Source organism: Variovorax sp. 22077, from assembly GCF_052044195.1.
GTDB classification, from domain to species: domain Bacteria; phylum Pseudomonadota; class Gammaproteobacteria; order Burkholderiales; family Burkholderiaceae_C; genus Variovorax; species Variovorax atrisoli.
Genome location: NZ_JBQEQC010000020.1, coordinates 53,726 through 78,018, shown reverse-complemented (window position 1 = coordinate 78,018; position 24,293 = coordinate 53,726). Strand labels below are relative to the sequence as shown.

Annotated in this window: 20 protein-coding genes; 18 read left to right on the top strand and 2 right to left on the bottom strand. The window is 67.5% G+C overall.

The window, feature by feature from the left end; translation table 11 throughout:
* Positions 1 to 20: 20 nt before the first annotated feature.
* On the bottom strand, positions 21 to 1,322 hold the full coding sequence (locus ACTJLF_RS25235; RefSeq protein ID WP_440884117.1) for a branched-chain amino acid ABC transporter substrate-binding protein: 1,302 nt from the start codon (positions 1,320 to 1,322) through the stop codon (positions 21 to 23).
* Positions 1,323 to 1,444: 122 nt separating this feature from the next.
* Between ACTJLF_RS25235 and ACTJLF_RS25230 the strand changes: the two genes are divergently transcribed.
* Complete coding sequence (locus ACTJLF_RS25230; protein WP_019653399.1) at positions 1,445 to 1,816, top strand: Hsp20/alpha crystallin family protein; 372 nt, start codon at positions 1,445 to 1,447, stop codon at positions 1,814 to 1,816.
* 190 nt (positions 1,817 to 2,006) lie between these two features.
* The gene (locus ACTJLF_RS25225) at positions 2,007 to 2,765 is read left to right on the top strand and encodes an alpha/beta hydrolase-fold protein (protein ID WP_440884116.1); all 759 of its coding nucleotides are present in this window, start codon (positions 2,007 to 2,009) and stop codon (positions 2,763 to 2,765) included.
* Here ACTJLF_RS25225 and tsaD read toward each other — a convergent pair.
* Complete coding sequence (tsaD, locus tag ACTJLF_RS25220) at positions 2,701 to 3,762, bottom strand: tRNA (adenosine(37)-N6)-threonylcarbamoyltransferase complex transferase subunit TsaD (protein ID WP_019653401.1); 1,062 nt, start codon at positions 3,760 to 3,762, stop codon at positions 2,701 to 2,703. The genes ACTJLF_RS25225 and tsaD overlap by 65 nt on opposite strands.
* Before the next feature lie 128 nt (positions 3,763 to 3,890).
* Between tsaD and ACTJLF_RS25215 the strand changes: the two genes are divergently transcribed.
* The 16 genes from ACTJLF_RS25215 to ACTJLF_RS25140 all read left to right on the top strand — a co-directional run bounded on the left by ACTJLF_RS25215 (position 3,891) and on the right by ACTJLF_RS25140 (position 24,091).
* The gene (locus ACTJLF_RS25215) at positions 3,891 to 5,156 is read left to right on the top strand and encodes a nitrate- and nitrite sensing domain-containing protein (RefSeq protein ID WP_440884115.1); all 1,266 of its coding nucleotides are present in this window, start codon (positions 3,891 to 3,893) and stop codon (positions 5,154 to 5,156) included.
* Between the two features lie 358 nt (positions 5,157 to 5,514).
* The gene (locus ACTJLF_RS25210) at positions 5,515 to 6,759 is read left to right on the top strand and encodes a CmpA/NrtA family ABC transporter substrate-binding protein (RefSeq protein ID WP_019653403.1); all 1,245 of its coding nucleotides are present in this window, start codon (positions 5,515 to 5,517) and stop codon (positions 6,757 to 6,759) included.
* 10 nt (positions 6,760 to 6,769) lie between these two features.
* Complete coding sequence (ntrB, locus tag ACTJLF_RS25205) at positions 6,770 to 7,699, top strand: nitrate ABC transporter permease (RefSeq protein ID WP_354407732.1); 930 nt, start codon at positions 6,770 to 6,772, stop codon at positions 7,697 to 7,699.
* A 158-nt stretch (positions 7,700 to 7,857) separates the two neighbouring features.
* Positions 7,858 to 8,664 carry an ABC transporter ATP-binding protein gene (locus ACTJLF_RS25200; protein ID WP_019653405.1) on the top strand — a complete coding sequence of 269 codons (807 nt, stop codon included), beginning with the start codon at positions 7,858 to 7,860 and terminating at the stop codon, positions 8,662 to 8,664.
* Between the two features lie 124 nt (positions 8,665 to 8,788).
* A complete protein-coding gene (nirB, locus tag ACTJLF_RS25195) occupies positions 8,789 to 11,242 on the top strand; it encodes a nitrite reductase large subunit NirB (protein ID WP_440884114.1) in 2,454 nt (817 codons plus the stop codon).
* A 29-nt stretch (positions 11,243 to 11,271) separates the two neighbouring features.
* Positions 11,272 to 11,670: a nitrite reductase small subunit NirD gene (gene nirD / locus ACTJLF_RS25190; protein WP_132750600.1), complete on the top strand. Its 399-nt coding sequence runs from the start codon at positions 11,272 to 11,274 to the stop codon at positions 11,668 to 11,670.
* Positions 11,671 to 11,673: 3 nt separating this feature from the next.
* Complete coding sequence (locus tag ACTJLF_RS25185) at positions 11,674 to 14,469, top strand: nitrate reductase (RefSeq protein WP_440884113.1); 2,796 nt, start codon at positions 11,674 to 11,676, stop codon at positions 14,467 to 14,469.
* A gap of 176 nt (positions 14,470 to 14,645) precedes the next feature.
* On the top strand, positions 14,646 to 15,557 hold the full coding sequence (gene ybiB / locus ACTJLF_RS25180) for a DNA-binding protein YbiB (RefSeq protein WP_440884112.1): 912 nt from the start codon (positions 14,646 to 14,648) through the stop codon (positions 15,555 to 15,557).
* Entirely contained in the window at positions 15,554 to 16,363 is an 810-nt protein-coding gene (cobA, locus tag ACTJLF_RS25175; protein WP_354407723.1) for a uroporphyrinogen-III C-methyltransferase, read from the top strand. Before ybiB ends, cobA begins: the two co-directional genes overlap by 4 nt.
* 86 nt (positions 16,364 to 16,449) lie before the next feature.
* On the top strand, positions 16,450 to 17,577 hold the full coding sequence (locus tag ACTJLF_RS25170) for an ABC transporter ATP-binding protein (RefSeq protein ID WP_019653411.1): 1,128 nt from the start codon (positions 16,450 to 16,452) through the stop codon (positions 17,575 to 17,577).
* Positions 17,578 to 17,650: 73 nt separating this feature from the next.
* Positions 17,651 to 18,916, top strand: coding sequence for an ABC transporter substrate-binding protein (locus ACTJLF_RS25165; RefSeq protein ID WP_020722987.1), 1,266 nt, complete (start codon positions 17,651 to 17,653; stop codon positions 18,914 to 18,916).
* A gap of 152 nt (positions 18,917 to 19,068) precedes the next feature.
* Entirely contained in the window at positions 19,069 to 19,986 is a 918-nt protein-coding gene (locus tag ACTJLF_RS25160) for an ABC transporter permease (protein WP_132750596.1), read from the top strand.
* Between the two features lies 1 nt (position 19,987).
* Positions 19,988 to 20,878 carry an ABC transporter permease gene (locus ACTJLF_RS25155; protein WP_354407721.1) on the top strand — a complete coding sequence of 297 codons (891 nt, stop codon included), beginning with the start codon at positions 19,988 to 19,990 and terminating at the stop codon, positions 20,876 to 20,878.
* 68 nt (positions 20,879 to 20,946) lie between these two features.
* Positions 20,947 to 22,077 (top strand): sterol desaturase family protein, encoded by a 1,131-nt coding sequence (locus ACTJLF_RS25150; protein WP_440884111.1) that lies wholly within the window; start codon positions 20,947 to 20,949, stop codon positions 22,075 to 22,077.
* On the top strand, positions 22,077 to 22,865 hold the full coding sequence (locus ACTJLF_RS25145) for a YaeF family permuted papain-like enzyme (RefSeq protein WP_019653416.1): 789 nt from the start codon (positions 22,077 to 22,079) through the stop codon (positions 22,863 to 22,865). Before ACTJLF_RS25150 ends, ACTJLF_RS25145 begins: the two co-directional genes overlap by 1 nt.
* Positions 22,862 to 24,091, top strand: coding sequence for an NAD(P)/FAD-dependent oxidoreductase (locus ACTJLF_RS25140; protein WP_354407718.1), 1,230 nt, complete (start codon positions 22,862 to 22,864; stop codon positions 24,089 to 24,091). Before ACTJLF_RS25145 ends, ACTJLF_RS25140 begins: the two co-directional genes overlap by 4 nt.
* The last annotated feature ends 202 nt before the right edge of the window (positions 24,092 to 24,293 follow it).

The window sequence follows — 24,293 nt, the reverse complement described above, 5'->3', positions numbered from 1 at the left end:
CCTGTTGTTCGTCATCGGATTCAAGGTCTCTTCATCTTGCACGAGGTCGGCAGCTCGGCGCGCTCGGGGGCGATGGTCTTGACGACGCGAAAGCCATAGCCCGAGCCTTCCACGTCGAACTGCACGCCGGGCCTGCCCTGCCTGTCCATCACGCCCACCACCAGCTGTTGCTGGAACTGGTGGTCCGCCGCGCGCATGCGCCCGCGCTGGCCGTACATGCCGACGTCGGCCTGCTCGAGGGCGCGCGCCACGGGCAAGGCATCGGCACTGCCCGCGCGTTCGATGGCCTGCACGAGCGCCTCGACCATGAGCTGCAGCCGCATGTGCACGTAGTCGTCGGCGGGCTTCGGGAAACGCGCGCGGAAGGCCCGGTAGAAGGCCTCCGACTGCGCCGTCTGCACGTTGGGCAGCCAGTCGGCCACCGCCACAACGCGCCCGATGCCCGCATCGCCGATGGCGGCCGGCGCGCCCAGCGCATTGCCGTAGAAGGTGTAGAAGCTGCCGCCGAAGCCCGCTTCGCGCGCGGCCTTCACCAGCAGCGTGAGGTCGTTGCCCCAGTTGCCGGTGACCACCGCCTGTGCGCCGCTGGCGATGATCTTCGTGGCATAGGGCGAGAAGTCCTTCACCTTGCCCATGGGGTGCAGTTCGTCGCCGACGATCTCCACGTCGGGCCGCTGCGCGCCGAGCTGGCGGCGCGCCTCGCGCAGCACGGCCTGGCCGAAGCTGTAGTCCTGACCGATCAGGTAGACGCGCTTGAGCGACGCGTCGTCCTTCATCACGTCCATCAGAGCGGCCATGCGCATGTCGGCATGCGCGTCGAACCGGAAGTGCCAGAAGCTGCAGCGCTCGTTGGTGAGCGCCGGGTCGACAGCCGCATAGTTGAGGAAGATCGCGCGCCGCGAAGGATCGCGATCGTTGTGCTTGTCGATGGCATCGATCAGCGCCGCAGCAGTGGCCGACGAGTTGCCCTGCAGCACGATGCGCGCGCCGTCGTCGAGCGCGGCGCGCAGCGCGGAGAGCGCTTCCTCGTTCTGTCCCTTGCTGTCGTAGCGGTCGAGCTGCAGCGGCCGCGCGCCTCCAGCGACGCCCGGCAGCCTGATGCCGCCGCGCGCATTCACGCGCTCCACGGCCCACAGCAAGTTGCGGAAGACGGCCTCGCCGGTGTTGGCGAAGGGCCCGCTCATGCTTTCGATGAGTGCGAGCCGGATGGGCGCGACAGGCGCCGAAGCCGCGGCCTGCGCAAGCCCCGCGAAGGGCTTCGCGCATAGCGCCAGCGCCGCGAATTTCAAGGTCTCGCGGCGCAAATTAAAGGGGGGATGCATTGTCTTGAAACGCGTGCCGCTGCGCCTAGATGAGGTCTCAAGCGGCACTCACGATGGAACGGCCGCGCAGTGTAAGGGACACACATTCCTTGTCCCCATTGTGTTCACTCAGGAGTTCTCACATGTTTTTCGCCCCCACCCTTCGCACCGCCCGCTTCGCACCCCGCGCCTATGACCGTTCGTTCGAACGCTTCGTGAACGAAGCCTTCGCCGGTGCACGCCGCTCGCCGCTCGTGGAGCAGGACGACAAGAGCTGGACCCTCTCGCTCGACGTGCCAGGATTCGCGCGCGAAGACCTCGCCATCAGCATCGAAGGCGCCGTGCTGCGCATCGAGAGCAAGGCCGAAGCCAAGCGCCAGTTCAAGGCTGCCTACGAGCTGCCGCAGGACATCGACGTGGCCGCCAGCGAAGCGAAGCTCGAGAACGGCGTGCTCACGCTGAAGCTCGGCAAGCTGGTGCCAGTGAGCCAGGCGACTCAGTTGCAAATCAACTAATCAGGCTTAAGCCCACAAGAGGAAAATGTTAGTAAGGCTCGTTTTTTGACATTAAACGAGCACCTTATTCACAATAGCGCTGGATTAACGTCACATGATGTGACGTTTTTTTAGAACTTTCTTCTTCGTGGGCGTCTTGTAAACGCACTGAGTTCCCGACGGTGCGGTTCGGGTGCCCCTTCAAGGCACCATGAAAACTCATCTCCAGCCCGCCAGTCCCGACGAACGGTCCGACACGCTCCTGGTTTTCCTGCCGGGTGCGTACCTCAAACCCGACGAATTCGAGCGCGAAGGCTTCATTGCCGCCGTGCGCGAACGCCACCTTGCAGCCGATGCGCTGCTGGTGGACGCGGACGTGTCCTACTACTACGAGCAGACGCTGTGCGACAGCCTGCACACCGATGTCATCGAACCGCAGCGCGCCAAGGGCTACAAGTCGATCTGGCTAGTGGGCATTTCGATCGGCGGCTTCGGCGCGCTGATCCACGAACTGGCGCGCCCGGGCTCGGTGGACGGCATCGTGGCGCTCGCGCCCTACCTTGGCCGGCGCGTGCTCGGCGCGGAGATCAAGAAGGCCGGCGGCCTGCGCGCCTGGCAGGCGCCCACCGGGCCGCAGCCCGACGAGGAGCCGGACCGCAAGCTGTGGCCCTTCTTCCAGCAGTACCTGTCGGCCAAGTCGTCGAAGAACCTGCCGCGGCTCTACCTCGGCTTCGGGCTGGAAGACCGTTTCGCTAGCAACCACAAGCTGCTGGCCGATGCCCTGCCGCCCGAGCAGGTCTTCACGACCGAGGGCGGCCACGACTGGCCGCAATGGCGTCAGCTCTGGCGCAACGTGCTGGAAGTTCTGCCGCTGCCCGCACTCGGCAGGCCGTCGAAGCAAACGATTACGCAGTCTCCGGTAGCGGCTGATCAGGCACCGAAAGCGACGCCATGGGCCATCGCGGTCTGACGTCGAAGGCATAGCGCTCGCTCGCCTGCGACAGCCCCGACTGCAGTCGCATCGCGGCGGCCATCGCGATCATGGCGCCGTTGTCGGTGCACAGGTGCAGCTCGGGGTAGTGCACCCGCACCTTGCGCTTCGCGCAAGCCGCATTCAACTGCTCGCGCAGGCTCCTGTTGGCGCCCACGCCGCCGGCCACCACCAGCCGCTTGAGGCCGGTCTGCTCCAGCGCCGCGAGCGACTTCTTCAGAAGCACTTCGACGATGGCCGCCTGCGTCGACGCCGCCAGGTCGGCCTTTCGCGGCTCGAGTTCTTCGCCCAGCTTCTTTGCCTGCGTGAGCACCGCCGTCTTCAGGCCGGCGAAGGAAAAGTCGAGATCGCCGCTGTGCAGCAGCGGCCGTGGAAGCTTGAAGGCCGCTGCATCGCCGCCTTCGGCCAGCTTCGCGAGCCAAGGACCGCCGGGGTACGGCAAGCCCATGAGCTTGGCGCTCTTGTCGAAGGCCTCGCCGGCCGCGTCGTCGATGGTTTCGCCCAGCAGCTCGTAGCGACCCACGCCGTCCACCCGCATCAGCTGCGTATGGCCGCCGGACACCAGCAGCGCGACGAACGGAAATTCCGGCGGATCGGCACTCAGGAACGGCGACAGCAGATGCCCTTCGAGGTGATGCACCCCGAGCACCGGCTTGCCCAGCGCCACGCCCAGTGCGCAGGCCACGCCCGCCCCCACCAGCAGTGCGCCCGCGAGGCCAGGCCCGCGCGTATACGCCACCACGTCGATCTCTTCGAGCGAGCGGCCGGCTTCGGCCATGACCGTCTCGGTCAGCGGCAGCACGCGCCGGATGTGGTCGCGGCTGGCCAGCTCGGGCACCACGCCGCCGTAGGCCTGGTGCATGGCGATCTGGCTGTGCAGCGCATGCGAACGCAGCACCGGCAGCGCGTTGCCTTGCGACTCGACCAGCGCCACGCCGGTCTCGTCGCAGGATGATTCGATTCCCAACAAGAGCATGCCGCGAGTGTAGGCGGCGGCCCCCGCCCGGCGCCTGCGAAGGGGCAAGCGGCGGCCTTTCCGCGCCCTGGCCTCGACCCGCGAGGCACGGATGTTGCAGCGACACTGAGCAGAGACCGCGCCCCACCATGAAATCCGGATTGAGCTTCCTCATCGCCGCCCGCCGTTGCGAAATCGACGAGCTGGACCGGCTCGCCCGAACCAGCGAGCTGGTGGGCGTGATCGGCCGCCTGGTCCATGCGCTGCAGCGCGAGCGCGGCATGTCGAACATGTTCCTCACCTCGCGTGGCAGCCGCTTCGGCGAGCAGCGCGGCCCGCAGATCGCCGAGTGCCTCGCGCTGGAGCAGGAGGTGCGCGCGGGTTTCGACCAGCTCGAAGCCGACAACTACCACCGCGGCGCCGACGCGAGCAACAACGCGCGCCTGTTCAGCCGCATCGCCTGGGTGCTGCCGGGCCTGGATGCCCTGCCCGCCCTGCGCCGCCGCGTCGACGCGCTCGCGCTCAAGCCGGCCCAGTCCACCGCCGCCTTCGCCAAGCTGATCGCGGGCCTGCTCTCGGTGGTGTTCGAGGCGGCCGACGGTGCCACCGACCCCGAGATATCGCGCCTGCTGGTCGCGATGTTCAACTTCATGCAGGGCAAGGAATTCGCGGGCCAGGAGCGCGCCTTCGGCGCCGCCGCGCTCGCGCTGGGCCGCAGCGACGAGGCACAGCGCCTGCAGTGGCTGCACCTGATCGAATCGCAGGAGCGCTGCTTCCAGGTGTTCACCGAGTTCTCGGGCGAGGCGGTGCTCGCCCTCTGGCGCGAGAGCCAGCCCGACTCGGAAGTGGCCGAGCTCGAGCGCATCCGTCGGCGCGGTGCGTCTTCCGGGCCGGCCGACGTGGCGCTCAGCGAGGCCTGGTTCGACTGCTGCACCCGCCGCATCGACGCCATGAAGACCGTCGAGGAACGCCTCGCCAGCGACCTGCGCGCGCTGTGCGAGCACAAGACCGCGCAGGCACGCAGCGAGCTGCGCGAATACCGCCAGCTACTGGACACGCTCGCACCCCAGGCCGGTGCCCTCTTCTTCGACGATGCCGACGCGCAGGCGGCGGCTCCCGCACAGCTCGGCCGCCACCTGGAGCGCTCGGTGCTCGACATGGTCCGCGAGCAGTCCCAGCGCCTGCAGGCCATGAGCGACGAACTCGAGACGGTGCGCGCCTCGCTCAACGAGCGCAAGCTCGTCGAGCGCGCCAAGGGCCTGCTGATGGCGCACCGCCGCCTCAGCGAGGAAGAGGCGCACAAGATGCTGCGCCAGACCGCCATGAACCAGAAGCGCAGGCTGGTGGACGTGGCCGAGTCGATGCTCGCGATGGCCGACTACCTGCCCATGCTCGACCGCGCACCGCCGCGCTGAAGCAAGCGCCCCACGGGGCGTTCAAGTTGGTGCACCGCACAACAATCGTGCCATCGCCCATCGTCACCCCGAATCGCCCCTCACCCGCGGTCGGCCGCGGATTCATTCGACATACAGCTACCTTCTTGATAGCGGCCGGCGAATCTCGAAGCTGGCACACCGCTTGCATGCACTGAGCGCACAGGTCCTCGATGGACCTTCAGGCAGGCGGCACCCAACGGCGGGTGCTTCCCACCGAACCGGACAAAGGCGTCCCCATCCCGCAAGGGCTCGTTTTCGAGCAGCCCCTGCGCGGTGCGGACGCCTTTTCGTTTTTGTCGTTTTCTTTGTTGTTCGTCCTCAACCGGAGCCCCGCGCCATGACCGACCTGCTCAAAACCCGCCTCAGCCGACGCCGCGTCCTGCAAGCCGCCGCCGTCGGTGCCGTCGGCATCGACCCCGCCCTGCGCGCGGCCGTCTGGGCCCAGGGCTCCGACAAGCCCGAGAAGGAAGAAGTGAAGATCGGCTTCATCCCGCTCACCGACTGCGCCAGCGTGGTGATGGCCTCGGTGCTGGGGATCGACAAGAAGTACGGCGTGAAGATCGTGCCCAGCAAGGAAGCCAGCTGGGCCAGCGTGCGCGACAAGCTGGCCAACGGCGAGCTCGACTTCGCCCACGTGCTCTATGGCCTGATCTACGGCATGCACCTGGGCCTGAGCGGCCCGAAGAAGGACATGGCCGTGCTCATGACCCTCAACAACAACGGCCAGGCCATCACGCTGTCGAAAAAGCTGGCCGACAAGGGCGCGGTCGACGCCGCATCGCTCGCCAAGCTCATCGCCAGCGAAAAGCGCGAATACACCTTCGCGCAGACCTTCCCCACCGGCACGCACGCCATGTGGCTCTACTACTGGCTCGCATCGGCCGGCATCGATCCGTTCAAGGACGTGAAGAACATCACCGTGCCGCCTCCGCAGATGGTCGCCAACATGCGCGTGGGCAACATGGACGGCTACTGCGTGGGCGAACCCTGGGGCCAGCGCGCGATCATGGACGGCATCGGCATCACCGCCATCACCACGCAGGACATCTGGAAGGACCACCCCGAGAAGGTGCTGGGCACCACGGCCGACTTCGCGAAGAAGTACCCCAACACCGCGCGCGCCGTGACGGCGGCCATCCTCGAAGCCGGCAAGTGGATCGACACCGGCCTGCAGAACAAGAACAAGATGGCCGAGACCATCGCCGACAAGAGCTACGTCAACACCAGCGTGGACGCCATCAACCAGCGCATCCTGGGCCGCTACACCAACGGCCTGGGCAAGAGCTGGGACGACCCCAACCACATGAAGTTCTACAACGGCGGCGCCGTGAACTTCCCCTACCTCTCCGACGGCATGTGGTTCCTCACGCAGCACAAGCGCTGGGGCCTGCTGAAGGAGCACCCCGACTACCTGAAGGTGGCCACCGAGATCAACCGCATCGACATCTACAAGCAGGCCGCCGCCGCCACGCAGACGCCGGTGCCCAAGGACGCGATGCGCAGCAGCAAGCTCTTCGACGGCTCCGTCTGGGACGGCAAGGACCCGAAGAAGTACGCCGACTCCTTCAAGCTCCATGCATAAGGAGAACGACATGGTCAGCGCAGTCTTCCATTCGCCGCTGGATACATCTCTCCCCGTCCCGCGCGCGGGAGAGAGCCGCGCCCAGGCGGCCCCTCACCCCGGCCTTCTTCCCGCGACAGAGAAGCAGGAGAAGGAGCAAGGGCAGCGCACGCCCATCGACCTGCGCGCCTTCTGGATGCGCGTGCTGCCGCCACTGGCAGGCTTCGGCCTGCTGCTGCTGATCTGGGAGGTGGTGGCCATGAAGAGCACCACGGGCTTCCCCACGCCGATGGCCACCTGGCAGCAGGCGGTGACGGTGTTCAGCGACCCGTTCTACAGCAAGGGCCCCAACGACCAGGGCGTGGGCTGGAACGTGCTCTCCTCGCTGCAGCGCGTGGCATTGGGCTTCGGCCTCGCGGCGCTGGTCGGCATTCCGGCCGGCTTCGCCATCGGGCGCTTCGAGTTCCTCTCGCGCATGTTCAACCCGCTGATCAGCCTGCTGCGCCCGGTCTCGCCGCTGGCCTGGCTGCCCATCGGCCTGCTGGTGTTCAAGGGCGCCAACCCGGCCGCGATCTGGACCATTTTCATCTGCTCGATCTGGCCGATGATCATCAACACCGCAGTGGGCGTGCAGCGCGTGCCCACCGACTACATGAATGTGGCCAAGGTGCTGAACCTCAGCGAGTGGAAGATCCTCACCAAGATCCTCTTCCCCGCCGTGCTGCCCTACATGCTGACCGGCGTGCGGCTGGCCGTGGGCACCGCCTGGCTGGTGATCGTGGCGGCGGAGATGCTCACCGGCGGCGTCGGCATCGGCTTCTGGGTGTGGGACGAGTGGAACAACCTCAACGTCGCCAACATCATCATCGCGATCTTCGTGATCGGCATCGTGGGCCTGGTGCTGGAGTTCGCGCTCATCAAGCTGGCGACGGCCTTCACTTTCGAAGAGGTCAAGCACTGAAATCGGGATCGGACAGCCGTACGCGAAGGGCGCGAAGGATTCGCGAAATTCGCCAAAGGAAATTCGAGAAGGACTTTCCCGGCTGTTCTTTCGCGACCTTCGCGAATCCTTCGCGTCCCCTGCGTCCTGCCCCGAATCCTTTTCTGCGAGAACACACCATGAACGACACCAAGTACATCGAGATCCACGGCGTCGAGCAAGCGTTCAAGACGCCCAAGGGCCGCTTCGTCGCGCTGCGCGACGTGAACCTGAACGTGGCCAAGGGCGAGTTCATCACGCTCATCGGCCATTCGGGCTGCGGCAAGTCGACGCTGCTGAACCTGATCGCGGGGCTCACCACGCCCACGCAGGGTTCGCTGCTGTGCGCCAACAAGGAGATCAAGGGTCCGGGCCCCGAGCGCGCGGTGGTGTTCCAGAACCACTCGCTGCTGCCCTGGCTCACCTGCTTCGAGAACGTGTACCTCGCGGTCGAGCGCGTGTTCGCGGCAACGGAGAACAAGACCCAGCTTCGGGCGCGCACCGACGCGGCGCTGGCGCTGGTCGGCCTGTCGCACGCTGCGCAGAAGCGCCCCGGCGAGATCTCCGGCGGCATGAAGCAGCGCGTGGGCATTGCACGCGCGCTGTCGATGGAGCCCAAGGTGCTGCTGATGGACGAGCCCTTCGGCGCGCTGGACGCCCTCACCCGCGCCAAGCTGCAGGACGAGCTGCTGGCCATCGTGCAGAAGACGCAGAGCACCGTCGTGATGGTCACGCACGACGTGGACGAGGCCGTGTTGCTGAGCGACCGCATCGTGATGCTCACCAACGGCCCGGCCGCGACCATCGGCGAGGTTCTTTCGGTGGACATCCCGCGCCCGCGCAACCGCGTGGAGCTGGCGGAAGACCCGGTCTACGTGCATGCGCGCAAGGCGGTGATCGACTTCCTCTACACGCGCCAGGCGCACGTGGAGAAGGTCGCGGCCTGAGGTTTTGGCGGCCGCACTGCGAAGCGCGCAGGCGGCCGGTTGTTTCGTTGTTCGACAAGCCCGTGGCGCAGTCCTGATGCGCCGCGCGCCTCCCCACGCCCGATTCCAGGAAAGGACGGCTCCCATGGACAAGAAAATGAAACTCGTGATGGTCGGCAACGGCATGGCCGGCGTGCGCACGCTCGAAGAGCTGCTGAAGATCGCGCCCGACCTGTACGACATCACCGTCTTCGGCGCGGAGCCGCACCCCAACTACAACCGCATTCTGCTGTCACCGGTACTCGCGGGCGAGCAGACGATCGACGAGATCGTGCTCAACAGCTGGGAGTGGTACGCCGAGAACAACATCACCCTGCACGCCGGCAAGAAGGTGGTGGAGGTCGACCGCGTCCGGCGCATCGTACGCGCCGAGGATGGCACCGAGGCCGCCTACGACCGCCTGCTGATGTGCACCGGCTCCAACCCCTTCATGCTGCCGGTGCCCGGCAAGGACCTGAAGGGAGTGATCGCCTACCGCGACATCGCCGACACCGACTACATGATCGAGGCCGCGCGCACGCACAGGGATGCGGTGGTCATCGGCGGTGGCCTGCTGGGCCTGGAAGCCGCCAACGGCCTGATGCTGCGCGGCATGAACGTGACGGTGGTGCACGTCATGCCCTGGCTGATGGAACGCCAATTGGACGACGTGGCAGGCAAGCTGCTGCAGAAGTCGCTGGAAGACCGGGGCCTAAAGTTCATGATGGGTGCGCAGACGCAGGAGCTGGTCGGCGACGCGGATGACGGCAGGAGCGGCCGCGTGAAGGCCATCCGCTTCAAGGACGGCACCGAGACCGCCGCCGACCTGGTGGTGATGGCCGTGGGCATCCGTCCCAACGTGGAGCTGGCCGAAAAGATGCGGCTGCACTGCAACCGCGGCATCGTCGTCACCGACACCATGCAGACCGTCACCGACGCACGCATCTACTCGGTGGGCGAATGCGCGGCGCACCGCGGCATCGCCTACGGCCTGGTGGCGCCGCTCTTCGAGCAGGCCAAGGTGGCGGCCAACCACCTCGCGCAGTTCGGCATCGGCCGCTACCTGGGCTCGCTCACTTCCACCAAGCTGAAGGTGACTGGCATCGACCTCTTCTCGGCCGGCGAGTTCATGGGCGGAGAAGGCACGGAGGAGATCGTCATGAGCGACCCCTTCGGCGGCGTCTACAAGAAGCTCGTCATCAAGGACGACAAGCTGGTGGGCGCCTGCCTCTACGGCGACACGGTGGACGGCAGCTGGTACTTCAAGCTGCTGCGCGACGGCCGCAGCGTGCACGACATCCGCGACAAGCTGATGTTCGGCGAATCGAACATCGGCGACACAGGCCACGAGGGCCACAACAAGGCCGCGAGCATGCCCGACGACGCCGAGGTCTGCGGCTGCAACGGCGTGAACAAGGGCACCATCTGCAAGGCCATCAAGGAGAAGGGCCTGTTCACGCTCGACGAGGTGAAGAAGCACACCAAGGCCAGCGCGAGCTGCGGCTCGTGCACCGGGCTGGTCGAGCAGATCCTGATGTTCACCGCGGGCGGCGACTACTCCGCCACGCCCAAGAAGAAGGCCGTGTGCGGCTGCAGCGACGCGAACCACCAGGACGTGCGCGACGCGATCCGCAAGGAGCACTACCTGACGCACGACGAGGTCTACCGCAACCTCGGCTGGCGCACGCCCAACGGCTGCGCCACCTGCCGCCCGGCCATCAACTACTACCTGATCAGCACCTGGCCCAAGGAGGCGAAGGACGATCCGCAGAGCCGCTTCATCAACGAGCGCAGCCACGCCAACATCCAGAAGGACGGCACCTACTCCGTCATCCCGCGCATGTGGGGCGGCCACACCACGCCCGACGAGCTGCGCCGCATCGCGGACGCGGCCGACAAGTACAAGATCCCGACCGTCAAGGTCACGGGCGGCCAGCGCATCGACCTGCTGGGCGTGAAGAAGGAAGACCTGGAAGGCGTGTGGAAGGACATCGGCATGCCCAGCGGCTTCGCGTACGCCAAGTCGCTGCGCACGGTGAAGACCTGCGTGGGCAGCGAGTGGTGCCGCTTCGGCACCCAGGACAGCACGCAGATGGGCAAGGACCTGGAACGCGCGCTGTGGGCCATGTACTCGCCGCACAAGGTCAAGCTGGCCGTCTCGGGCTGCCCGCGCAACTGCGCCGAGGCCGGCATCAAGGACGTGGGCGTGATCGGCGTCGACTCCGGCTGGGAGCTCTACGTGGGCGGCAACGGCGGCATCAAGACCGAGGTCGCCCAGTTTCTGGTGAAGGTGAAGACGGCCGCCGAAGTGATGGAGTACTCGGGCGCCTTCCTGCAGCTCTATCGCGAGGAAGGCTGGTACCTGGAGCGCACGGTGCACTACATCGGCCGCGTGGGCCTCGACTACGTGAAGAAGAAGATCCTCGAAGACGCCGAGGGCCGCAAGGCGCTGTGGGAGCGACTGCAGTTCGCGCTCGACGGCGAGCCCGATCCGTGGTTCGAGTCGGCGCAGGCCTCGGTGGACGTGCGGCAGTTCACGCCGCTGACCGCGGCCGCCTGAAACCGAACACAGAGAAGGAAGAGCCCACCATGAGCGACTGGAAAGTCATCTGCCGCATCGACGACATCCCCGTGCTCGGCGCGCGCCGCGTGGCGCGGCCGGCCGGGCTGGACGTGGCCGTGTTCCGCAACGCCGAGGACCAGGTGTTCGCGCTGCTCGACCGCTGCCCGCACAAGGGCGGCCCGCTGAGCCAGGGCATCGTGTTCGGCACCAGCGTGGCCTGCCCGCTGCACAACTGGGCCATCGGGCTGGACGACGGCTGCGCCAAGGCGCCCGACGAGGGCTGCACACCCAGGTTCGCGGTGAAGGTGGAAGAAGGCGTGGTGCACCTCGACGCGGCCGAACTGGCGACGCACGCCATCGACCTGGAGCGCCCGGCGGCCGGGCCGAAGCCTTTCGCGGTGCTGTCCGTTCTTCCGCTGGAATAACCGATGACACGGGAGACCCGGTCCACCTGCCCGTACTGCGGCGTCGGCTGCGGGGTGATCATCGAATCGAGCGGCGACGAGATCACCGGCGTGCGCGGCGACCCGGAGCACCCGGCCAACTTCGGGCGGCTGTGCACCAAGGGCTCGACGCTGCATCTCACGGCCAGCGCCACGGTCACGCGCCAGACACGGCTGCTGCAGCCCATGCAGCGACTCGCGCGCGGCGAGGCGCCCTCGGTCGTCGCCTGGGACACCGCGCTGGACAACGCCGCCGGCAAGTTCGCACAGGTGATCCGCGACCACGGCCCCGACGCGGTCGGCTTCTACGTGTCGGGCCAGTTGCTGACCGAGGACTACTACGTCTTCAACAAGCTCGCCAAGGGCCTGGTCGGCACCAACAACATCGACACCAACTCGCGCCTGTGCATGAGCAGCGCGGTGGCCGGCTACAAGCAGACGCTGGGCGCCGACGCGCCGCCGGCCTGCTACGACGACCTGAAGCATGCGCAATGCCTCTTCATCGTGGGCAGCAACACGGCCTGGGCGCACCCGATCCTGTTCCGCCGCATCGAGGACGCGAAGGCGGCCAACCCGGCGATGAAGATCGTGGTGGCCGACCCGCGCCGCACCGACACGGTCGAGATCGCCGACCTGTTCCTGCCGATCCAGCCCGGCACCGACGTGATGCTCTTCAACGGCATGCTGCACCTGATGCTGTGGGAGGGCTGGACCGACGCGAAGTACATCGCCGCGCACACCAGCGGCTTCGACGCGCTGAAGGCCACGGTGCGCGAATGCACGCCCGACAAGGTGGCGCAGGTCTGCGGCATCGCCAGGGACGACCTGCTCGAGGCCGCGCGGCTCTTCGCCACCTCGCCGGCCACGCTGAGCCTGTACTGCCAGGGCCTGAACCAGTCGTCAAGCGGCACGGCGAAGAACGCCGCGCTCATCAACCTGCACTTGGCGACCGGCCAGATCGGCCGCGCCGGCGCCGGCCCCTTCTCGCTGACCGGCCAGCCCAATGCGATGGGCGGTCGCGAGGTGGGTGGCCTCGCCAACCTGCTGAGCGCTCACCGCGACCTGGCCAACGCCGACCACCGCGCCGAGGTCGCCGCGCTCTGGGGCGTGCCCTCGGTGCCCGAGAAGCCGGGCAAGACGGCGGTGGAGATGTTCCAGGCGGCGGCCGACGGCGAGATCCGCGCGCTGTGGATCGCATGCACCAATCCGGCGCAGTCGATGCCGGATCAGGCCACCGTGCGCCGCGCCCTGGAGCGTGCCGAGTTCGTGGTGGTGCAGGAAGCCTTCGCGACCACGGCCACCTGCGCCTTCGCCGACCTGCTGCTGCCCGCCACCACCTGGGGCGAGAAGGAAGGCACCGTCACCAACAGCGAGCGCCGCATCTCGCGCGTTCGCACGGCGGTGCCGGCGCCGGGCGAGGCGCGCAACGACTGGTCGATCGCCGTCGCCTTCGCGCGCCGGCTCGAGCAGCAGCTGGACCGCACCTCCACGCTGTTCCCCTACGAGACGGCCGAATCGGTCTGGAACGAGCACCGCGAGTCCACGCGCGGGCGCGACCTCGACATCACCGGCCTGAGCTACGCGATGCTGGAGAGCGCCGGCCCGCAGCAATGGCCACTGAGGGAAGGCGAAAGCACCGGCCGCGCGCGCCTCTACGAGGACGGCGTCTTCCCCACGCCCGATGGCCGCGCCCGCTTCGTCGACACCGTCTACAAACCCGTGGCCGAGGCGCGGGAGGCACGCTACCCCTTCTCGCTGAACACCGGCCGCCTGCGCGACCAGTGGCATGGCATGAGCCGCACCGGCACGGCGGGCCGACTGTTCGGCCACATGCCCGAACCCGTGGTGCAGATGAACGCGCAGGACATGGCGCGCCGACAGATCGGCGAAGGCGACCTGGTGCAGCTGACCTCGAAGCGAGGCTCGATCATGCTGCCGGCGCGCGCCAGCGCCGAGGTGGGGCTGAGCCAGGCCTTCGTCGCCATGCACTGGGGCGAGGAGTACCTGAGCGGCTGCTCGTCGAGCGGCACACGGCTGGCGGGCATCAATGCACTGACCACGTCGGCTTTCTGCCCGAGCTCGAAGCAGCCGGAGCTGAAGCACGCGGCGGTGAAGATCCTCAAGGCCGAGTTGCCCTGGTCGCTGCTGGCCGTGGCCTGGCTGCCCGGCGACGAGGCCCTGTCGGCGCATCGCGCGCTGCAGCCGATGATGGGGCTCCTTCCTTTCGCGACCTGCGTGCCGTTTTCCGGCAGCACGCAGGGCGCCGAACGCAGCGGCATCCTCTTTCGTGCCGCCGCGCACGACGCGCCCGACGATGCGCTGATCGAAAGGATCGAAGCCCTGCTCGGCCTGCAAACGCCCGACACCCTGCGCTATGCAGACCGCCGCCGCGGCCAGCGCCGCTCGGCGAGGCTGGTGCGCCGCGCGGACGGCAGCGCGGGCCTCGAAGCCTTCCTGCTGGGCGGCGACACCAGCGCCGAGGCATGGATCGCCACCCTGCTGCGCGAGGAACTGCCGGCACAGACCTACGGCCGCCTGCTGCTGTCGCCGGGCTCGAAGGCGCCGGTGGCTGTGCAGTCGCGCGGAAAGACGGTGTGCACCTGCTTCAACGTGGCGGACGGGGCGATCCAGACCGAACTGTCGCGCTGCGCAGGCACGCCGGACGAACGGCTGGCCAGGCTGCAGGGTGCGCTGAAATGCGGCACCAACTGCGGCTCGTGCGTTCCGGAGCTCAAGCGGATGGTGCGGGCGACGCCGGTCGAGGCGGAGGCGCTGTCGTGATGCGCCCGCAACCAGCTCCCTCCCCCTCTGGGAGAGGGTTGGGGTGGGGGCACGACAGCGCCACCATGCCAGCGCCGCTTGCCCCCATTCCAACCTTCCCCCAGCGGAAGGGGCCAAACCCATGCATAAGCCGACTCACATTCCGGCATAAGCGTTGCAGGACAATCCCCCTACCCATGGGAATCAGCCAATACATCAAGGAAATCGGCCGCGGTGCGCGAGGCGCCAGGCCGCTCACGCGCGAGCAGGCCACCGACCTGTTCGGCCAGGTGCTGGACGGCACCGTGACCGACCTCGAGATCGGCGGCTTCTGCCTGGCCATGCGCATCAAGGGCGAGACGCCCGAGGAGATGGCTGGCTTCCTCGATGCCACCCATGCGCGGCTGCAGATGATCCCCGCCGGCGACCGCCCGCTGATCGTGCTGCCCAGCTACAACGGTGCGCGCAAGCTGCCGGTGCTCACGCCGCTGCTGGCGCTGCTGCTGGCTCGCGAAGGCCTGCCGGTGCTGGTGCACGGAAGCGCGAGCGAAACATCGCGCGTTCTGGCGTCGAACGTGCTCGCCGCGCTGGGCCATGCGCCGATGACGGCAATCCGCGCCGTCGCCAATGGCGAGGCCGCCTTCGCGCCCACCGAGCTGCTGAACCCCGCGCTCAAGCGCCTGCTCGACGTGCGCCGCGTGGTCGGCCTGCGCAACCCCGGCCACAGCGTGGTGAAGCTGATGCAGCCCACCGCCGGCCCGAGCGTGGTGGTCGCCAGCTACACCCATCCCGAATACGCGCGCGTCATGGCCGAGACCTTCGAGCTGACGGGCATGACCGCCCTGCTCTCGCGCGGCCTCGAAGGCGAAGTGGTGTCCGACCCGAGGCGCACCGCGCAGATCGACGGCTTCGTGCGCGGCGTGCGCACCGAGCTGCAGTCTCAGCAGGCCGGCACCGCCTCCGAGGTGCCGGGGCTGCCGAAGGAAATCGACGTCGCCACCACCGCCGGCTACACGCGCCGCGTTCTGGACGGCGAGCTTCCCGTGCCGGAGGCGATCGCGGCGCAGGTCAGGCACATCACGCAACTGGCATTGGCATCCCACGCATGAACAACGACAACCCCACCTCCCTCATCGCCGGCCGCTGCACGCTGGTGGGCGCAGGACCCGGCGACCCGGAGCTGCTGACCATCAAGGCCGTGAAGGCGATCCAGGCCGCGACAGTGCTGCTGGTCGACGACCTTGTGAACGACCAGATCGTGCAGGCCTACGCCCGCCCTGGCGCACGCATCGTGCACGTGGGCAAGCGCGGCGGCTGCAAGAGCACGCCGCAGGCCTTCATCGAGCGGCTGATGATCACTGCCGTGCGCGAGGGCGAGACGGTGGTGCGCCTCAAGGGCGGCGACCCGTTCATCTTCGGACGCGGCGGCGAGGAAGTGGAGCACCTGCGCGAAGCAGGCATCGAATGCGCGGTGGTCAACGGCATCACCGCCGGCCTCGCCGCCGTGACGACGCTGGGCGTGCCGCTCACGCACCGCGACCATGCGCAGGGCGTGGTGTTCGTCACCGGCCACGCCAAGACCGGCGCCGGCGCGGCCGAAGACCCGACCGACTGGCGCGCGCTGGCCGCGACCGCGTACAACGCCCGGCTCACGCTGGTGATCTACATGGGCGTGTCGGGCGCGGCGCACATCGAGCGCGAACTGCTGCAAGGCCTGCCGGCCGACACGCCGGTGGCCGTCATCCAGCATGCGAGCCTGCCGCAACAGAAGCACATCGCGACCACGCTGGGCAGGCTGCAACACGGCATCGCCGAAGCGGGCATCGCGAGCCCGGCGGTGATCGTGGTGGGCGACGTGCTGCGCGGGCTGGCCGCTGCCGAGGCGGCCGTGGGCGAGACCAGGTTCGGCACCTGAATCGCGCCTGACCTGGGCGACCGAGGTGCAGGCAGCGCGGGCGCCGCGCACCACAACGTGGCATGGATCGTGCTCAGCGATGGGCAATGAATGCCGTCGCCACGCCTGAATCCGCCGCCGTCGAGATCGTCGCCCTCACCAAGCGCTACGCCCCGGGTACGCCGGCCGCCGTCGACCGGATCGACCTGCGCATCGCCAGCGGCAGCTACTGCTGCCTGCTGGGGCCCTCGGGCTGCGGCAAGAGCACGACCCTGCGCATGATCGCGGGGCACGAATCGGTCAGCAGCGGCGACATCCTGCTGGACAACCGCAACATCACGAACCTGCCCGCCGCCGCCCGCGGCACGGCGATGATGTTCCAGAGCTTCGCGCTCTTCCCCCATCTTTCGGCCACCGACAACGTCGCCTTCAGCCTCAAGATGAAAGGCGTGGGCAAGGCCGAGCGCCACAAGCGTGCCAACGATCTGCTGGAGCGCGTCGCGATGGGCCACCTCGCCGCGCGCAAGCCGGGTGAGCTTTCCGGCGGCCAGCAGCAGCGCGTGGCGCTGGCGCGTGCGCTCATCACCGAGCCGCGCGTGCTGCTGCTCGACGAACCGCTTTCCGCCCTCGACCCCTTCCTGCGCATCCAGATGCGCGCCGAACTGCGGCGCTGGCAGAAGGAGCTGGGCCTGACCTTCATCCACGTCACGCACTCGCAGGAAGAGGCGATGGCGCTGGCAGACACCATGGTGGTCATGAACCATGGCGTGATCGAGCAGGTCGGCTCGCCGCACGCGGTCTACAACCACCCGGCGAGCGAGTTCGTGGCGCGCTTCATGGGCGGCCACAACGTGTTCCATACGCCCGCCGGGCCGATCGCGGTGCGCAACGACCGCATGCGGATCGCAGCAGCCACGCAGGCAGCGGCGGATGGCGCCCTGGCAGCCACCGTCACCGACGTCGAGTACCAGGGCACCTACGTCCTGCTCGGGCTGGCGCTCGGGGGTGCAACCGCCGACGCAGCCGCGCCCCAGGGCGTCTCGGTGCTGCTGAGCGAAGCCGCCTTCCTCGCGCGGCCCTATGCGCACGGCGAGGCGGTGCACCTCTCGTGGGCCGAAGCCGATGCGCGCGTGCTCGGCCCCGGCGTCAAGCCGCCGGGCGAGCGAGCACCGGCGCCCACCGGCGCCGAAGCCGCCCGGAAGGACGACGCAGCCGTGCTCGCCGTTCCCTTCTGAGCGCCTTCGCCTCCCGCTTTTCTCCGCGTTCGTTTCCTTCACCTTTCCTTTTTCTTCAATGGAGACCCAGCCCATGACCGATTCCATCGACAACAACGGCCTGAAGCGCCGCACCCTGCTGCAAGGCACCGCCGGCATCCTGGCCACGGGCATCGCACCCTTCGTGCATGCGCAGGAGAAGATCGTGCTGCGCTACCTCGGCACGGCGGTGAACCAGGACAAGGCGATCGCCGAGAAGTTCAAGGCCGACACCGGCATCGAGATCCAGTACGTGGCAGTGACCACCGACGACGTGACCAAGCGCGCCGTCACCGCACCCAACAGCTTCGACCTGATCGACACCGAGTTCTTCTCGCTCAAGAAGATCGTGCCCACGGGCAACCTCAAGGGCATCGACACCAAGCGCGTGAAGAACGCAGACAAGATCACCTCGCTCTTCACCAAGGGCGAAGTGGCCGGCAAGAAGGTGGGCGACCAGGGCACGGCGCCGGTGAAGGTGATCTACCTCGAAGGCGAGAAGAGCAAGGCCTTCGCCAAGTCGGCCACGCAGTACATGTCGCTGATCCCGACCACCTACAACGCCGACACGCTGGGTATCCGACCCGACCTCATCAAGCGCCCGATCGGCTCTTGGGCAGAGCTGCTGAACCCTGAGTTCAAGGGCAAGGCCGCGATCCTGAACATTCCCTCGATCGGCATCATGGACGCCGCGATGGTGGTGGAGGCCAAGGGCCTGCACAAGTACGCGGACAAGGGCAACATGACCAAGGCCGAGATCGACCTGACGATCAAGACCCTGATCGAGGCCAAGAAGGCCGGCCAGTTCCGCGCGCTGTGGAAGGACTTCAACGAATCGGTGAACCTGATGTCCTCGGGCGAGGTGGTGATCCAGTCGATGTGGTCGCCCGCGGTCACCGCCGTGCGCAGCAAGGGCATCGACTGCACCTTCCAGCCGCTCAAGGAAGGCTATCGCGCCTGGGCCTCGGGCTTCGGCCTGCCGGCCACGCTCTCGGGCAAGAAGCTCGACGGCGCCTACGAGTTCATCAACTGGTTCCTCGACGGCTGGGCCGGCGCCTACCTCAACCGCCAGGGCTACTACAGCGCCGTGCTCGACACCGCCAAGACCAAGATGGAAGCCTATGAGTGGGCCTACTGGATGGAAGGCAAGCCCGCCGCCCAGGACATCAAGAGCCCGCAGGGCGACGTGATCGCCAAGGCCGGCTCGGTGCGCGACGGCGGCAGCTACGAACAGCGCATGGGCGGCATCGCCTGCTGGAACGCCGTCATGGACGAGAACGAATACATGGTCCGGAAATGGAACGAGTTCGTGGCTGCGTAAAGGGGCTCGCCCCAAGGCTTCGCGCACTGCGTGTCGCTTCGCCTCCCCCCTGACCGGGGGCGACACCTGCGGCCCGGCAAAGCCGGTTCCGCGGTGTCCCACGAACGGGCATCGCCTTGCTCGCCCTTGGACACAGTCTTTCGCTCCCATCCATGAGTACTCCCATCGCGTCCAGCCATGCTGCCACCGCTCCCGTTCACGCCGTGAAGGCCTGGTGGCAGGCGGCGCCGTTCGCGCTGGTGTTCCTGCTGTTCTTCCTGATTCCGCTGGCGCTGGTCGCGATGGTCAGTCTGTGGAATTTCAACGAGTACGAGCTGATACCGGCGGTCACGCTGCGCAACTACCTCAGCCTCTTCGAGGGCTGCTCGCGGCTCACCGACAACGGCGACCTCTGCGTCACGCTGAACACCTACCTGAGCACCTTCAAGTTCTGCCTGCTGGTGTGGGGCATCACGCTGGTGATCGGCTTCTCGGTGGCGTACTTCCTGGCCTTCCACGTGCGCTCCTCGACCATGCAGACGGTGCTGTTCGTGCTGTGCACGGTGCCCTTCTGGACCTCCAACGTGATCCGCATGATCTCGTGGGTGCCGCTGCTGGGACGCAACGGGCTGGTCAACCAGGCGCTCATGGGCGTGGGCCTGGTCGACCGGCCGCTGGAGTGGCTGCTCTTTTCCGATTTCTCGGTGGTGCTGGCCTTCGTGCACCTGTACACCATGTTCATGATCGTGCCGATCTTCAACAGCATGATGCGCATCGACCGCTCGCTGCTCGAAGCGGCCAGCGACGCAGGCGCCTCGGGCTGGCAGACGCTGTGGAACGTGGTGGTGCCGCTGTCGCGCACCGGCATCCTCATCGGCTCGATCTTCGTCATCACCATCGTGATGGGCGACTTCGTCACCATCGGCGTGATGGGCGGGCAGCAGATCGCCTCCATCGGCAAGATCATCCAGGTGCAGACCTCGTACCTGCAGTTCCCGCTGGCGGCGGCCAACGCCATGATCCTGCTGGCGGTGGTGCTGATGATCATCTGGGGCCTGACCCGGATGGTCGACATCCGCAAGGAGCTCTGAGATGCAGACACCCATCGGCGCCCAGCGCTCCCCCGGCTTCTGGCCGCTGGCCACCGTGTTCGGGCTCTTCGTGCTCTTCCTCTATGGCCCGATGATCACGATCTTCGTGCTGAGCTTCCAGGGCCCCGAAGGCGGACTGACGTTTCCGCTGCGCGGGGTGTCGCTGCACTGGTTCCACAAGCTGGCCGAGGGCCTGGGCACGGTCGACATCGGTGCGGCCTTCAGGCGCTCGCTGGCGCTGGGCGCGGTGGTGATGGCGTTCACCGTGGTGCTGTCGGTGCTCGCCGGGCTCGCGTTCCGAAAGAAGCTCGCGGGCAGCAACGCCCTCTTCTTCGTGACGGTCGCCAGCCTGATCATGCCGTCGATCATCATCTCGCTGGGCATCGGCCTGCAGTTCCGGCTCATCGACACCGGCATCAAGAGCGTGCTGACGGCGATGGACGCCACCTCGCTGCTCGAAGGCTACGGCACCGCGCTCGGCCTCTTCAGCTCCGCGCTGGGCGCGCACCTGACGTGGACGCTGCCCTTCGGGCTGCTCATCATGTTCGCGGTGTTCAACCGCTTCAACCCCGCCTACGAGGAAGCCGCGCGCGACCTGGGCGCCACCCCCTGGCAGACCTTCCGCTTCGTGGTGCTGCCGCTCATTGGCCCGTCGATCGTGGGCATCGGCATGTTCGGCTTCACGCTGTCGTGGGACGAGATCGCCCGCACCTCGCAGGCCATCGGCGACGTGAACACGCTGCCGCTCGAGCTGCAGGGGCTCACCTCGACGGTGACGACGCCTTCGATCTACGCGCTGGGGACGGTGACCACCGTGGTGTCGCTGCTGGTGATGGCGGTGGCCTTGGGCGCGGCGGCCCTGCTGCGGCGGCGCTCGGCACGCAGGCGCTGAGCATTTTTCCGTCGCCCCTCTAAAATCGCGCACCCATACAGGAGCCGAAGAAGAAGGAGAGGCGGGGCATGCTGGACATCGACAAACTCAACGAATTCACCCAGAACCACGGCGAACTGCGCCGCGGACAGGGCCTGGTCACCGGCACCATCGCGCTGAGCCTGGCCATCCTGTGCTTCCTGGGCGTGCTGGCCTTCCACTTCCCGCAGTACCTCACCACGCCCGAGCTGCGCAAGAGCTACAACGTGGACATGATGCGCATGATCCTGCTGGCTGCGCTGGTCATCTCGGGCGGGCTCTCGCTGGTCAACATCATCTTCAACCGCTCGCGCTGGCTGTCCTCGGCCGCGTTCCTGCTGGTGGCGGCCTCGGCCCTGCTGGGCGGGCACAAGGTGCCTGTTCACGACTTCGCGGACAACACGCCCTACATCGGGCTGGACTGGTTCATCCTCGACCTGCTGGGCTCCTCGCTGATCTTCATCTTCATCGAGAAGCTGTTCGCCCTGCGCAATGACCAGCCGGTGTTCCGGGAGGAGTGGCAGACCGACTTCCACCACTTCGTGGTGAACCACATGATCGTGGGCTTCGTGCTGCTGGCCACCAACCTGATGGTGCACAAGCTCTTCGGCTGGGCGGCCAACGACGGCATCCGGGGCTGGGTGAGCAACCTGCCCTTCTGGGCGGGGCTGCTGCTGATCATCCTGGTGGCCGACCTGGTGCAGTACTGGACGCATCGCGCCTACCACGAGGTGCCGGTGCTGTGGCGCCTGCACGCGGTGCACCACAGCGTGAAGAGCATGGACTGGATGGCCGGCTCGCGCCAGCACATCCTGGAGCTGCTGATCACCCGCACCCTGGTGCTGGCGCCCATCTACGTGCTGGGCTTCAGCAAGGACGTGATCGACGCCTACATCGTCGTGGTGGGCTTCCAGGCGGTGTTCAACCACTGCAACGTGAGCGTTCGGCTCGGCCCGCTGCGCTACCTGATCGTCACGCCCAACTTCCACCACTGGCACCACAGCCAGGACCAGGAAGCGCTGGACAAGAACTACGCGGCGCACTACGCCTTCCTCGACTACATCTTCGGCACCGCCGTGAAGAGCACCAAGCTCTGGCCCGAGAAGTACGGCGTGCTGGGCGACTACGTGCCCAACGGCTTCTTCAAGCAGCTGAAGTTCCCGTTCGTCTGGAAGGGCTGATGCGCATCGCTTTCCGCACCGCCGCGGCCCTCGTCGCGGCGGGCGCCGCCCTGCTGCTGTCGGCCTGCGCCACGCGGCTCGACCTGCCGACCAAGGACAACGGCCTGCGCCTGCGCGTGCAGAGCTCGGTCATCGCGCCGGGCAACGGCGGCGAACTCATCGCCGCCGACGCGCTGGCGCCGGGAGACATCCTGCTCACCTCCATCGCCACGGTGAATTCCTTCGGCATCCGGCTGGGCACCTTCTCACCGGTGAGCCACGCCGTGCTGTACCTGGGCGACGGCCAGATCGCCGAGGCCGTGGGAACCGGCGTGCGCGCACGGCCGCTTTCGGAGGTGGTCGACGAGGAACAGATGGTCGTGGCCTTCCGGGTGCCCGGCGTGGACGACGCGAGCGCTGCGCGCATGCGCGAATGGGCCCTGTCGCAGGTCGGCACCAGCTACAACACTGTGGGCGTGCTGTTGAACGCGCCCTTCGTGCTGAACCGGCGCCTGTGCGAGCTGCCGCTGGTGCCCTCAGCCGTGAGCCACTACTGCATGAGCGGCATGGCCATGGTGCAGCTGGGCGCAAGCCGCGACGACCAGTTCTTCTGCTCGCAGTTCGTTCTGGAGGCCTACCGTCAGGCAGGCATGCCGATCACCAACGCCGACCCGCGCTGGGTGAGCCCGGCCGACCTGCTGCACATGCGCGAGGGCGACGTGCCCTCCATCGCCGCCACGCAGCCGCTGCGCTACGTCGGCCACCTCAAATACAACCCGCCGCCGATCCTGGCGGCCGACGGACCTTGAGCGCGGCGAAGTTCGACGCCGTCGTGATCGGCGCCGGCGCCGCTGGGCTCTTCTGCGCCGGCGTGGCGGGCCAGCGCGGGCTGAAGGTGCTGGTGGTGGACCACAGCGAGAAGGTGGGCGAGAAGATCCGCATCTCGGGCGGCGGCCGCGCCAACTTCACCAACCGCGACCTCGACGTGCGCGCGCCGCAGCGGCACTTCATCAGCGACAACCCGAATTTCTGCCGCTCGGCGCTGTCGCGCTATGCGCCGCAGCAGTTCATCGAGCTGGTGCAGAAGCACGGCATCGCCTTCCACGAAAAGCACAAGGGGCAGCTCTTCTGCGACGGCTCCTCGCAGCAGATCGTCGACATGCTGCTGGCCGAATGCCAGGCCGGCGGCGTCGAGCGCTGGCAGCCGTGCAGCATCGGCGAGATCAGGTTTTCCGCCGGCAATGCAGACGGTAGCAGCGCAGGCAGCTATCGAATCGAGAGCAGCCGGGGCGCCATTGAGACGCAGAAGATCGTGGTCGCCACCGGCGGCCTGTCGATCCCGCAGATCGGCGCCAGCGATTTCGGCTACCGCATCGCCGAGCAATTCGGCCTGCGGATGGTCGCTCCGAGGCCTGCGCTGGTGCCCCTGACCTTCGGCGGCGAGGCGTGGGCGCCCTACGCCGAACTCGCCGGGCTGGCGCTGCCGGTGCGCATCGAGACCGGCGCCAAGAAGGAAAAGATGGCCTTCCTCGAAGACCTGCTCTTCACCCACCGGGGCCTTTCGGGTCCGGCGGTGCTGCAGATCTCGAGCTACTGGAAGCCCGGCGCCCCGCTGACACTCGACTTCGCCCCGGGCGTGAACGTGGCCGAGGCACTGGGCGAAGCCAAGCTGCGATCGAAGAAACGCATCGCCAACGAACTGGCCGCGCTGGTCCCCTCCCGGCTGGCGGACGCCTGGGTCGGGCGGGACCCAGCCCTGCAGCGCCCGGTCAACGAGGCCGCCGACAAAGCCCTGGCGGCCCTGTCGGAGCGCATCTCGCGCTGGCAGATCGTCCCCAGCGGCACCGAAGGTTACAAAAAAGCCGAAGTCACGGCCGGCGGCGTCGACACCCGCGACCTGTCCTCCCAGACCATGGAATCGAAGCAGCCGGGCCTGTACTTCATCGGCGAAGTGGTCGACGTGACCGGCTGGTTGGGCGGATACAACTTCCAGTGGGCCTGGGCCAGCGCGCATGCATGCGCCCAAGCCCTCTGAGGCAATGACAGGCCCTTGTTCCAGGGCACCGAAGAACCGGCTCTGCCGGGCTTCAGGTGCCGCCCCCCCGGCGAGGGGGGTTGGCGAAGCGACACGAAGTGCGCGAAGCCTGGGGGGCGTGCTATACTCTCGGGCTAACTTTTGGCCTTACCTCAACGGCCGCAAAAATTTTCAGTTGAGGAACCCCGGCCCGGGGCCCGAT

What these genes read in the sequence shown, in the direction of transcription:
- ACTJLF_RS25170 (WP_019653411.1), top strand. Translation starts at nt 16,450, where the DNA reads ATGAATGCCGTCGCCACGCCTGAATCCGCCGCCGTCGAGATCGTCGCC.
- ACTJLF_RS25150 (WP_440884111.1), top strand. Translation starts at nt 20,947, where the DNA reads ATGCTGGACATCGACAAACTCAACGAATTCACCCAGAACCACGGCGAA.
- ACTJLF_RS25210 (WP_019653403.1), top strand. Translation starts at nt 5,515, where the DNA reads ATGACCGACCTGCTCAAAACCCGCCTCAGCCGACGCCGCGTCCTGCAA.
- ACTJLF_RS25185 (WP_440884113.1), top strand. Translation starts at nt 11,674, where the DNA reads ATGACACGGGAGACCCGGTCCACCTGCCCGTACTGCGGCGTCGGCTGC.
- nirB (WP_440884114.1), top strand. Translation starts at nt 8,789, where the DNA reads ATGGACAAGAAAATGAAACTCGTGATGGTCGGCAACGGCATGGCCGGC.
- ACTJLF_RS25230 (WP_019653399.1), top strand. Translation starts at nt 1,445, where the DNA reads ATGTTTTTCGCCCCCACCCTTCGCACCGCCCGCTTCGCACCCCGCGCC.
- cobA (WP_354407723.1), top strand. Translation starts at nt 15,554, where the DNA reads ATGAACAACGACAACCCCACCTCCCTCATCGCCGGCCGCTGCACGCTG.
- tsaD (WP_019653401.1), bottom strand. Translation starts at nt 3,762, where the DNA reads ATGCTCTTGTTGGGAATCGAATCATCCTGCGACGAGACCGGCGTGGCG.
- ACTJLF_RS25215 (WP_440884115.1), top strand. Translation starts at nt 3,891, where the DNA reads ATGAAATCCGGATTGAGCTTCCTCATCGCCGCCCGCCGTTGCGAAATC.
- ACTJLF_RS25145 (WP_019653416.1), top strand. Translation starts at nt 22,077, where the DNA reads ATGCGCATCGCTTTCCGCACCGCCGCGGCCCTCGTCGCGGCGGGCGCC.
- ntrB (WP_354407732.1), top strand. Translation starts at nt 6,770, where the DNA reads ATGGTCAGCGCAGTCTTCCATTCGCCGCTGGATACATCTCTCCCCGTC.
- ACTJLF_RS25155 (WP_354407721.1), top strand. Translation starts at nt 19,988, where the DNA reads ATGCAGACACCCATCGGCGCCCAGCGCTCCCCCGGCTTCTGGCCGCTG.
- ACTJLF_RS25225 (WP_440884116.1), top strand. Translation starts at nt 2,007, where the DNA reads ATGAAAACTCATCTCCAGCCCGCCAGTCCCGACGAACGGTCCGACACG.
- ACTJLF_RS25235 (WP_440884117.1), bottom strand. Translation starts at nt 1,322, where the DNA reads ATGCATCCCCCCTTTAATTTGCGCCGCGAGACCTTGAAATTCGCGGCG.
- ACTJLF_RS25200 (WP_019653405.1), top strand. Translation starts at nt 7,858, where the DNA reads ATGAACGACACCAAGTACATCGAGATCCACGGCGTCGAGCAAGCGTTC.
- ACTJLF_RS25160 (WP_132750596.1), top strand. Translation starts at nt 19,069, where the DNA reads ATGAGTACTCCCATCGCGTCCAGCCATGCTGCCACCGCTCCCGTTCAC.
- nirD (WP_132750600.1), top strand. Translation starts at nt 11,272, where the DNA reads ATGAGCGACTGGAAAGTCATCTGCCGCATCGACGACATCCCCGTGCTC.
- ybiB (WP_440884112.1), top strand. Translation starts at nt 14,646, where the DNA reads ATGGGAATCAGCCAATACATCAAGGAAATCGGCCGCGGTGCGCGAGGC.
- ACTJLF_RS25165 (WP_020722987.1), top strand. Translation starts at nt 17,651, where the DNA reads ATGACCGATTCCATCGACAACAACGGCCTGAAGCGCCGCACCCTGCTG.